The following is a 9,454-nucleotide window of genomic DNA, read 5'->3' as shown; positions in this document are numbered from 1 at the left end:
CGGAGGAGGGAGTCGACGCGGTGGGGGCACCTCCCAGCGGTAGCTGGGGGACGTCGGCGACCGACGACAACGCGGCAAGCCGCGGTGCCGGGCGACCCGGGCCCGGCCCTGATCCGCCAGACACCCCCTTAGTCGGCGGCGGGCAGACCCGTCACGTCCTGGACGTGGTGCAGGCTCGGTTCCAGCAGGACCGTGTGGAGCTGCTGGAACACCTGGCGGGCCGCCACCGCGTTCCAGTCCGCCGGCAGGAGTTCGGTCGGCAGGCCCGGGTCGAGGTACGGAAGGCGGCGCCACTGGGTGAGCAGCGGCACGTAGTGGCGGAACGCCTGCGCGGGGTCCGGCTGCGAACCGGCGCTCAGCAGTGCCCGGGCCACGGGCCCGTAGGCGTCGGTGAAGGCCGCGTACTGCTTCTGGATCGCGGGGAAGTCCCACCACGAGCTCACCGTCTCGGGCAGGTCGCTGAAGGCGGCGTACTCGGCGGCGGCGAACAGGTGGACGTAGTCGCTGAGTCCGAGGCGTTCGAGCATGCCGCGCGCGTCGTCGAGCAGCCGCCCGGGCGCCAGCCACACCCCCGGGGCGATGTTGCCGAAGCCGAGCCAGGTCAGCCGGGTGCGCAGCTGGTAGCGGTGGGAGCGCTCGGACTCCGGTACGGAGAAGACCGCCATGGCCCAGCCGTCGGCCAGGTCGGCGGGTTCGAGGCTGGCGAAGATCCGGCGGTCGCCCTCGTCGAAGACGGGGTGGGCGGCCGGGCTGAGGCGGTACCCGGTGGCGCCCCGGCGCTCCGGTTCGAGGACTCCGCGCTTCTTGAGGCGGGAGATCGCCGAGCGCACCGCCGGGCCGTCGACGTCCAGTTCCCCCATCAGCGTGATCAGGTCCGCGATGGAGATCCAGCCGCCGAGGCGGCGCAGGAACGCCCCGTAGACCGTGTTGATCAACGAGCTGGGCCGAAGGGGGCTGTCCGACATGATCGCCTTCCGTTGTACGCGGTCGCGATCATATCGGGGCCCCCTTCGGACTACGCGGGCAGCGGCGACCGCGCGTAGGCGCCGGAGAGCAGGTGCCCGGCCCCCGGGGCCACCGCCTCGAGGTCCAGGGAGCGCAGCATCTGGTGGGCGGTGCAGACGGCCGCGGACACGACCGGCTTGCCCAGGAGCTGTTCGGCCTCCTCGATGGCTCCCAGGGACGGCATCTGCACGCACGCGGAGAGCACGACCGCGTCCGCGTCGGCGTACTCCAGCGCCCGGGCGAGTCCGGGCAGCCGGGCCGGGTCGTGGGCGGCGACGTCGAGGTTGTCCGGGATCTCCAGGGCCTGGTGGTCCAGGACCTCGATGCCCTCGTGGCCGAGGTAGTCGACGACGGTACGGGTGAGCGGGCGCATGTACGGGGCGAGCAGCACGATCTTCCGGGCGCCGATCGTGTGCAGCCCGTGGACCAGGGCGCCGGCGCTGGTGACCACGGGCGCCGGGGCGCCGTTCTCCACGGTGCGCAGGTGCAGCCGCTCCTGGGCGGTGCGGTGGTAGCCGAGGCCCATGCTCATGATGGCGACGAGGCAGGCGTACCCGAGGACGTCGACGCGGGCGTCGGAGAGTTCCACGGCGCACCGGTCGGAGTCGGCGTCCATGGCCTTGAGCTGCTCCGGCGTCACATGGGTCATGCGCATCCGGCTGGAGTGGAAGGTGAAGTCCTCGTCGGGCACGAGGCTGCGGCGGGCCCGCAGGATCGCGGGGACCTCGGTCTCCATGGTGACGTTGGAGCTCGGCACGATCTGGCCGATGCGGTGGGTACGGGTGCGGGACGACACGGTCGGTTGCTCCTCAGCGGGCGTCGACGACGGGGTTGGTCAGGGTGCCGATCAGCTCGACGGTGGCCTCCACGGTGTCACCGGGTACGAGGTACTCCGGCGGGACCATGCCGGCGCCGACGCCGGACGGGGAACCCGTCGCGATGACGTCACCGGGCTCCAGGGTCATCCCGGAGCTGATGTCGGCGATGAGGCGGGCGATCGGGAAGAGCATGTGCCGGGTGTTCGACTTCTGCTTGGTGACGCCGTTGACGCGCAGTGAGAGGTCCAGGGCCATGGGGTCCCGGATCGCGTCCGCCGTCACGACGACCGGGCCGAAGGGGGCGTAGGAGTCCTGGCCCTTGGAGAAGAACCACTGACCGGAGCGGCGCTGGTCGCGGGCGCTGATGTCGTTGACGATGCTGAAGCCGAAGATGTGGTCGTACGCGTCCTCCTCGCTCACCCGGTGGGCGGTGCGGCCGATGACGACGGCGAGTTCGCACTCCCAGTCGAGCTGGGTGGTGAGGTCGGCGTTGTGCAGGATGGGCTGGCCCGGGCCGGTGACGGCGGTGGCGGGCTTGGAGAACAGGACGGGGCGCGGGGGCAGGTCCCGGTCGGTGTCCAGGCTGCGGCTGGACTCCTCCACGTGCTCCACGTAGTTGAGGCCCACCCCGATGATCTTGCCGGGGCGGTGCGGGGCGCGCAGGGTGACGTCTTCGATCCGGTGGACCGCGCCTGCCGGGTGGCCGCAGGCTGCGCCGTCGAGCAGCTGCCGGGCGGTCTGCCGTGCGGAGGGTCCGGCCTGGATGAAGGAGAGCAGGTCGTGCGGGAGGCGGACACCCGCGTGGTGGGCCAGGGCGGCGAGGTCGAAGACCAGGCCGTCGGCCTCGACGCCCAGGCGTTCCGGGGCGTCGGCGGTCGTGGTGGTCGTGGTCGCGGTGGTCGTGGTCGCGGTGGTGAAGGTCAGCAGTCGCATGGCGGTTCCTCGGGGGCGTCGGGGGCGTCGGGGGTCAGGCGGTGGCCGGCTGGTGACCGTCGTTGTCGGGGTACGCCTCTTCCCGGTGGAAGCCCAGCGAGCGCATGACGGGGAAGTCGTTGAAGGAGAAGAGGCAGGCGTCCTCGGACAGGTCCAGGTTGTGGTGCTCGTGCCAGGCCCAGGAGGGGACGCAGAAGATGTCCCCCTGCTGCCACTCGAAACGCCGGCCCGCGATCACCGAGACCCCGCGCCCCTTGGCCGCCGTGTAGACGACCGAGCCGGTGTGCCGGTGGGCCTTCGTGGCCTGGCCCGGGCGCAGCAGCTGCATGTGGGCGCCCATGGTGGGCATGACGGGGCCGCCGGTGACCGGGTTGGTGTACTCGGCGATGACCCCGTCGTACGGGGAGCCCTCGGTCGCCTCGGCCAGGCCCAGCAGGGCCTCGTACGTGGGCTCCCACGGGTAGGCGAGCAGCGGCGAGTACGGCCGCGTCCACTTCTGCGAGCCGTAGGGCAGCAGGTGGGCCGCGTAGGTCAGCACGGAGGAGTTGACGACCTTTCCCGGGGTCTGGTGGAGCTCGGGGTGGACCTCGTAGAAGCCGGCGTCCAGGGCGTTGACCAGCGGTATGTCGAGTCCGTCCTGCCAGATGACGGGCGCGTCGTCGGCATCGTTGCCGTGTTCGTGCCAGGTGCCGTTCGGGGTGATGGCGAAGTCCCTGGGGCCGACCTTCAGTTTCTGGCCGTCGACGATCGTCCAGGCCCCGGTGCCCTCGTGGACGAAGCGCAGGGCGGCGGCCTGGTGGCGGTGTGCGGTCATGGCTTCGCCGGGGCCCATGATCTGCAGGCCCGTGTAGAGGAGTCCGGCGGCGGCGCTGACGTCCCGGCGGCCGGGGTTGACGAGCATGACCACGCGGCGGCCGGCGTCGTCGGCTTTGACGAGCCCGAGTGCCTTGTGGACCAGCGGGCGCAGGTCCGCGTAACGCCACAGCACCGGAACGGACTTGGGCTGGGGGTACCAGGGTTCGATGTCGTTGGCCACGGTCCACAGGGCGCCGGCGTCGAGGGCGCCGAGCTCTTCGTAGTACGCGGTGAGTTCGGGGGTGTCGGACACCCGGGCGCGGCCGAGCGCGGTGTCGTCCTGTTCCGTGGTCATGCGTCCTCCTCGGAGGCGGTGGTGGCGGTGGTGGCGGTGGTGTGCGGGGCAGGGGGCACGGTGAACGTCACCGGCGGGCGGGGGCGGTTGTCGACTTCGAGGCGGAAGACGTCGAAGCGGTTGTAGTGGCCGACGATGTCGTGCATCTGCTTGGGCCGGATGCAGCGGGCGAGGTCGATCTCGCCGTAGACGATGCCCTCGTCGTCGACGAGCGGCTCCGAGACGGGGCGGCCGTCGGGGCCGAAGATGCCGGACAGGGCGCTGCGCGGGCGGGTGAACTGCCCCCGCAGTTCCTCGTCGTCCCCGGCGAGGGCGTCGACGATCTCCGGGGAGACGGTGGAGCAGGCGACGACGGAGAAGACCTTGCCCTCGAAGCTGTGGGCGGCGGTACGGACGGCGATGGCGTCCGCCATGTCGTAGTCGGCGGGGGCCACGGGCAGGGCGATGTAGCAGGAGGCGTGGATCAGTTCGCCCTGGGCGAGGAGCGCGAAGCGGGCCAGGGTATTGGTGTTCTCGCCGCAGGCCAGTGCGCCGAGCGGCCCGACGGGCGTGGAGTGGACCCGCAGCGAGCTGCCGTCCCCGCCGGTCCAGGTGAGCTTCTCCGCCCAGGTGGGCACCAGTTTGCGGTGCACGCCGAGGAGTTCGCCGTCCGGGGCGATGGTGAGCAGGGTGTTGTACAGGACGCCGAGGCTGTACGGCACCCGCTCGTTGACCCCGATGACGACGGTGACGCCGTGCTGCCGGGCGGCGGAGCGCAGGGTGTCGACGTGGGGGCCGGGCACCTCGACCGAGGCCCGCTGGAGCCGCTCGAACCAGGGCGAGCCCTGGACCGGGTTCATGGTCCAGTTCCAGTACGGGTATCCGGGGACGAACACCTCGGGGAAGACGACGAGTTCGGCGCCGTTGCCCGCCGCCTCGGCGATCAGGGCGACGGCCTTGTCGACGGTGGCGGCGGGGTCGAGGTAGACGGGTGCGGCCTGGACGGCCGCGGCCGTGAAGCGGCGCAGGTTGTCCATGAGGGGCTCCCCTATCGGTGGGCGGGTGCGGGTACGCGCGGCAGCCAGCGCCGGCGGACGGGCGGGGCGAGCGGCCGCAGGAGTTCGAGCCGGGGCGGTACCCGGTCGGTGCGGGCGGCGGGCGGCCGGCCGCGGCCCGCCGCCCAGGAGCGCGCCCAGGGCGCCGCGGGGCCCTGGTAGCCCTGGGCCGCCGCGGCGTGCAGGGTCCACAGGGGATCGTGGAGCTGGGCGCGGCCGACACCGCAGAGGTCGGCCCGGCCGGCCAGGATGATCGAGTTCACGTCGTCGTACGTGGAGATCGCGCCGACGGCGATGGTCGGGACCCCGGTGGCGTTGCGGATCAGGTCGGCGTACGGGGTCTGGTAGCTGCGGCCGTAGCGGGGCCGCTCGTGGGCGACGACCTCACCCGTGGAGACGTCGATGGCGTCGGCGCCCGCCTCGGCCAGCGCGCGGGCGATTTCCACGGCGTCGGCCTCCCCGAGGCCGCCCTCGGCCCAGTCCGCGGCGGAGATCCGCACGAGCAGTGCCTTGCCGAAGGGCCACACCGCCCGTACGGCGCGCAGCACTTCGAGCGGCAGGCGCAGCCGTCCCGCCAGGTCGCCGCCGTAGCCGTCGGTGCGGAGGTTGGTCAGCGGTGACAGGAAGCCGGAGAGCAGGTGGCCGTGCCCGTACTGGAGTTCCAGGACGTCGAAGCCGGCCCGGTCCGCGCGCCGGGCGGCGGCCGCGAAGTCCCGTACGAGCACGTCCATGTCGGCCCGGGTGACCTCGCGCGGGATCCGGCTGTGTTCGTCCCAGGCCAGGCCCGAGGCGGCGATCGGCGGCCCGTCGCCGGTTCCCGTGGCGCGGCGGCCGGCGTGCGTGAGCTGGATGCCGAGGCAGGTGTCGGACTGGCCGTGGACGAAGTCGGTGACGCGCCGCCAGGCCGCTTCCTGTTCGTCCGTCCACAGTCCGGGGCAGCCGGGGCCGCTGCGGCCGTCGGCGCTGACGGCGGTCATCCCGGCGAGCACCAGGCCGGAGCCGCCGAGCGCCTGGGTGCTGAGGTGGACGAGGTCGAAGTCGCCCGGGACCCCCTCGTGCGCGGTGTCCAGCGCGGTGGGCGGTACGACGACCCGGTTGCGCAGGCGCAGCCCGCCGAGGCGGAAGGGCCGGAACATCGGCGGGACGTCCGGCGAAGAGGGCTCGCGGGACGCCGAGTTGACGGCCTCGGTGAAGCCCGCGTCGCGTTCGCGCAGGTTGTCGTAGGTCACGCGACGGCTGCGTGTCAGGAGGTTGAAGGCGAACTGGTGCGGCTCCTGGCCCGTGTACCGGCCTATGTTCTCGAACCATTCGAGGCTGGCCTGGGCCGCGCGCTGGGTGGACTCCACCACCGGCTTGCGCTCCTCCTCGTAGGCGGCGAGCGCCGTCGGCACGTCCGGGTGTTCGTGCAGGCAGGCGGCCAGGGCGAGGGCGTCTTCCATGGCGAGTTTGGTGCCGGAGCCGATGGAGAAGTGCGCGGTGTGGGCGGCGTCCCCGAGGAGGACGACGTTGCCGTGGCGCCAGGTGCGGTTGCGCACCGTGGTGAAGCGCAGCCACTTGGAGTTGTTGGGTATCAGCCGGTGGCCGTCGAGATGGCCGGCGAGCAGCTCCTCACAGCGCCGGATGCTGTCCACGTCGCTGGTGCCGGGCGGATGGTCCCGCCCGGCGGACTCCTCGAAGCCCGCGCGCCGCCAGGCGTCCTCGGCCATCTCCACGATGAAGGTGGAGCGGGTGGCGTCGTACGGGTAGGCGTGCACCTGGAGCGTGCCGAAGTCCTGCTCGTCGACGATGAAGGTGAAGGCCTCGAAGACCTTGTCGGTACCGAGCCACATGTAGCGGCCGGCGCGTTCGTCGAGGTCGGGGCCGAAGGTGTCGGCGTAGGCGGCGCGGGTGGCCGACCGTACCCCGTCGCAGGCCACCACCAGGTCGTACTCGGCGGCGAGTTCGGCGGCCGGGGGGGCCTGGGTGCGGTAGCGGACGTCCACGGCGAGGGCGGCGCAGCGCTGCTGGAGGATCCGCAGCAGGTGCCGCCTGCCGAGGGCGGCGAAACCGTGGCCGCCCGAGGTGAGCGTCCGGTCCCGGTAGCGGATGTCGATGTCGGTCCAGCGGGCGAACTCCGCGGACATGGCGTCGAAGGTCTCGCGATCGGCCTGCGCGATGCCGTCGAGGGTCTCGTCGGAGAAGACGACACCGAAGCCGAAGGTGTCGTCGGGGGCGTTGCGCTCCCAGACGGTGACCTCCCAGTGCGGGGAGAGCTGCTTGGCCAGGGCCGCGAAGTACAGCCCGCCGGGTCCTCCTCCTATGACTGCCACGCGCACGGCGTGCCTCCCAGTGGTTCCGAAGCGATGAGGAGTTCGGCCCGCTGCGGGCCGGCGCCGGTGAGCGCGGCCCGTACGTCTGCGGGCCAGGGGGTCGTGCCGGTCGCACGGGCGGCGGCGTGGGCGACGACCATGGTTCCGGCGGCCGCCTCCACCCCCTGCTCGCCGTACACCGTGAACGCGTAGTGGAGCGAGCTGCCGCCGACCTTCGTGACCCTCAGGTCGGTCCGCACCGCGTCCCCGAACCAGAGCCGCGCGCGGTAGTCCGCCTCGAAGTGGACCCGTGGCGTGCTGCCGAACAGGTGGGCCAGGCCCAGGCGGCGCAGCAGGACGGCCTCGGCCGCCTCGACCCAGCGCACGACGGTGGAGTGGTGGTAGTGGCCGGCGGCATCGGTGTCGGTCCACTCGACGCGGCGCTCGACGACGACGCTGGGCAGTCGCGGCACGGGCACCTTCGGGGCCGGCGGTTCGGGAGCGGTCGGCTCCGGGGCGGTCGGCTCGGTCCGGGCGGCGGTGGACCGGGCACGGCTGCGCAGTTCGGCGCGCTGGAGCTTCCCGGTACCGGTGCGCGGGAGTTCGGTCACGAACTCCACGGCCCGCGGGTACTTGTACGGGGCGATGGTCTGCTTGACGTGGGTCTGCAGTTCGCGGACCGTGTCCTCGCCCGCCGGGACCCCGGAGCGCAGGACGACGTACGCCTTGACGACCATGCCGCGCCGCTCGTCCGGGGCTCCGACGACACCGCACTCCTCGACGTACGGGTGGACGGCGAGCGCCCTTTCGACCTCGGGGCCCGCGATGTTGTAGCCGGAGGAGACGATCATGTCGTCGCTGCGGGCGACGTACCAGAAGTAGCCCTCCGCGTCGCGGACATAGGTGTCGCCGGTGATGTTCCAGCCGTTCCGTACGTACGAGGTCTGGCGCGGGTCCGCGAGGTAGCGGCAGCCGGTGGGGCCGGTCACCGCGAGGAGGCCCGGCTGCCCGTCGGGGACGGGATCGCCGTTCTCGTCGACGACGGCGGCGCGGTAGCCGGGGACCGGGCGGCCGGTGGAGCCGGGCCGGATGTCCTCGTCCGCCGCCGAGATGAAGACGTGCAGCATCTCGGTGGCGCCGATGCCGTCGATGATGCGCAGCCCGGTGGCCTCGTGGAACTCGTGCCACACCGACGCGGGCAGCGGCTCGCCCGCCGACACGCAGCGTCGCAGCCCGGCCAGCCGGTCCGCCGCCCCGGCCGCCATGATCGCGCGGTAGGCCGTGGGCGCGGTGAAGAGCACGGTCACCCCGTGGTCCGCGACGAGGTCCGCCAGCTCCCGTGGGCCCGCCTGCTCGATCAGCAGGGTCGCGGCCCCCACGTAGAGGGGGAAGACCACGAGTCCGCCGAGCCCGAAGGTGAAGGCGAGCGGAGGCGTGCCCGTGAAGACGTCGTCCGGGCGGGGCCCCAGGATGTGCCGGGAAAACGTCTCGGCATTGGCGAGGACGTCGCGGTGGAAGTGCAGCGTCGCCTTGGGGCGGCCCGTCGTGCCGGAGGTGAAGGCGATCAGCGCCACGTCGTCGGCGGCCGTGGCGACGGTGGCGAAGCGGCCGTCCTTGGCCGCGCACCGCTCGGTCAGGTCTTCGGGGGCGGAGCCGCCGTAGGCGAGGACCGGCAGGCCGGGGAGACCGGCCGCGTCGAGTTCACCGGTGTAGCGGTGATCGCAGATCGCGACCGAAGGCCGGCTGATCTCGTGGAGCTCGGCGAGTTCGGCGGCCCGCAACAGCGGCATGGTGGTGACGGCGACCCCGCCGGCCTTCAGGACGCCGAACCAGGCGGCCACGAGCCAGGGGTTGTTGGGGCCGCGCAGCAGGACGCGGTTGCCCGGGACCAGGCCGAGGTCCTCGGTGAGCACCTGGGCGACCTGGTTGGCCCGGCGCTGCAGCTCGCCGTAGGTCCAGCGTTCGGTCGGGGTGAGCAGGGCGGGGCGGTCAGGGCCCCGGCTCTCGACGGCGTCGTCGAGCAGCCGCCGGGCGCAGTTGAGCCGGTCCCGATGGGCCAGCTCGGGCAGGTCGAAGTGGAATTCGGGCCAGAGGGAGAAGGGCGGCAGCCGGTCCCGGCAGAAGGAATCGGCATGCGCGGAAGGGGAGAGCTCCATGGGGCGGCACCTCAATCAGGGAGCAGCGGGGGAGACGAGAGCAAGGTATGTCGAATATTTGGCGTCCGTC

The 9,454-nt window shown here is 72.6% G+C and carries 7 protein-coding genes and 1 pseudogene; all 8 read right to left on the bottom strand.

Annotated elements, in window-relative coordinates; genetic code table 11:
* Positions 1-128 precede the first annotated feature (128 nt).
* The gene (locus ACFYOB_RS32090; RefSeq protein WP_388565881.1) at positions 129-965 is read right to left on the bottom strand and encodes a PaaX family transcriptional regulator C-terminal domain-containing protein; all 837 of its coding nucleotides are present in this window, start codon (positions 963-965) and stop codon (positions 129-131) included.
* 50 nt (positions 966-1,015) lie between these two features.
* Positions 1,016-1,741 carry an Asp/Glu racemase gene (locus ACFYOB_RS32085; RefSeq protein ID WP_388565918.1) on the bottom strand — a complete coding sequence of 242 codons (726 nt, stop codon included), beginning with the start codon at positions 1,739-1,741 and terminating at the stop codon, positions 1,016-1,018.
* A gap of 73 nt (positions 1,742-1,814) precedes the next feature.
* Positions 1,815-2,756, bottom strand: a complete 942-nt coding sequence (locus ACFYOB_RS32080; RefSeq protein WP_388565878.1) for a fumarylacetoacetate hydrolase family protein — start codon at positions 2,754-2,756, stop codon at positions 1,815-1,817.
* 34 nt (positions 2,757-2,790) lie between these two features.
* Positions 2,791-3,906, bottom strand: coding sequence for a cupin domain-containing protein (locus ACFYOB_RS32075; RefSeq protein WP_388565875.1), 1,116 nt, complete (start codon positions 3,904-3,906; stop codon positions 2,791-2,793).
* Positions 3,903-4,922 carry a carbon-nitrogen hydrolase family protein gene (locus ACFYOB_RS32070; protein WP_388565873.1) on the bottom strand — a complete coding sequence of 340 codons (1,020 nt, stop codon included), beginning with the start codon at positions 4,920-4,922 and terminating at the stop codon, positions 3,903-3,905. Before ACFYOB_RS32070 ends, ACFYOB_RS32075 begins: the two co-directional genes overlap by 4 nt.
* 11 nt (positions 4,923-4,933) lie before the next feature.
* Positions 4,934-7,255: an FAD-dependent monooxygenase gene (locus ACFYOB_RS32065; RefSeq protein ID WP_388565870.1), complete on the bottom strand. Its 2,322-nt coding sequence runs from the start codon at positions 7,253-7,255 to the stop codon at positions 4,934-4,936.
* On the bottom strand, positions 7,237-7,791 hold the full coding sequence (locus tag ACFYOB_RS32060) for an acyl-CoA thioesterase (protein ID WP_388565916.1): 555 nt from the start codon (positions 7,789-7,791) through the stop codon (positions 7,237-7,239). The genes ACFYOB_RS32065 and ACFYOB_RS32060 overlap by 19 nt, the downstream gene beginning before the upstream one ends.
* Positions 7,777-9,384: pseudogene (locus tag ACFYOB_RS32055) on the bottom strand (AMP-binding protein); the annotation flags it as partial. The gene ACFYOB_RS32060 and the pseudogene ACFYOB_RS32055, both read right to left, overlap by 15 nt.
* Between the last annotated feature and the right edge of the window lie 70 nt (positions 9,385-9,454).

Origin of the sequence: Streptomyces sp. NPDC006463, from assembly GCF_042870715.1 — a bacterium.
GTDB lineage: Bacteria > Actinomycetota > Actinomycetes > Streptomycetales > Streptomycetaceae > Streptomyces.
This window is presented reverse-complemented; position numbering and strand designations above follow the sequence as displayed.

Coding starts and splice junctions, on each gene's coding strand:
- ACFYOB_RS32090 (WP_388565881.1), bottom strand. CDS start 965: ATGTCGGACAGCCCCCTTCGGCCCAGCTCGTTGATCAACACGGTCTAC.
- ACFYOB_RS32085 (WP_388565918.1), bottom strand. CDS start 1,741: ATGGAGACCGAGGTCCCCGCGATCCTGCGGGCCCGCCGCAGCCTCGTG.
- ACFYOB_RS32080 (WP_388565878.1), bottom strand. CDS start 2,756: ATGCGACTGCTGACCTTCACCACCGCGACCACGACCACCGCGACCACG.
- ACFYOB_RS32075 (WP_388565875.1), bottom strand. CDS start 3,906: ATGACCACGGAACAGGACGACACCGCGCTCGGCCGCGCCCGGGTGTCC.
- ACFYOB_RS32070 (WP_388565873.1), bottom strand. CDS start 4,922: ATGGACAACCTGCGCCGCTTCACGGCCGCGGCCGTCCAGGCCGCACCC.